Source organism: Streptomyces doebereineriae (assembly GCF_031845645.1).
GTDB lineage: Bacteria > Actinomycetota > Actinomycetes > Streptomycetales > Streptomycetaceae > Streptomyces > Streptomyces canus.
On sequence record NZ_JAVREZ010000418.1, the window covers coordinates 1 to 427 of the forward strand.

1 protein-coding gene is annotated in these 427 nt (G+C 61.6%); it reads right to left on the bottom strand.

All coding sequences use genetic code 11. The features are described from left to right. Positions 1-83: 83 nt before the first annotated feature. The coding region (locus RNB18_RS52590; RefSeq protein ID WP_311721128.1) for an adenosylhomocysteinase at positions 84-427 on the bottom strand (344 nt) is incomplete at its 5' end.

Consider the following 427-nt stretch of genomic DNA (forward strand, 5'->3'; position numbering starts at 1 on the left):
GACCGGCACCACCACCAATGCAAAAGTCCCCGAAATCCTTGGATCTCGGGGACTTTCGCATCTGCTCGCGCAGAAGGGGTTACTCAGTAACGGTAGTGCTCCGGCTTGTACGGGCCCTCGACGTCGACGCCGATGTACTCGGCCTGCTCCTTGGTGAGCTTGGTCAGCGTGCCGCCGAGTGCCTCGACGTGGATGCGCGCCACCTTCTCGTCGAGGTGCTTGGCCAGGCGGTAGACCTCGTTGTCGTACTCGTCGTTCTTGGTCCACAGCTCGATCTGGGCGATCACCTGGTTCGAGAAGCTGTTGCTCATCACGAACGACGGGAGGCCCGTGGCGTTTCCGAGGTTGAGCAGACGGCCCTCGCTCAGCACGATGATCGACTTGCCCGAGTCACCGAAGGTCCACTGGTCGACCTGCGGCTTGATGT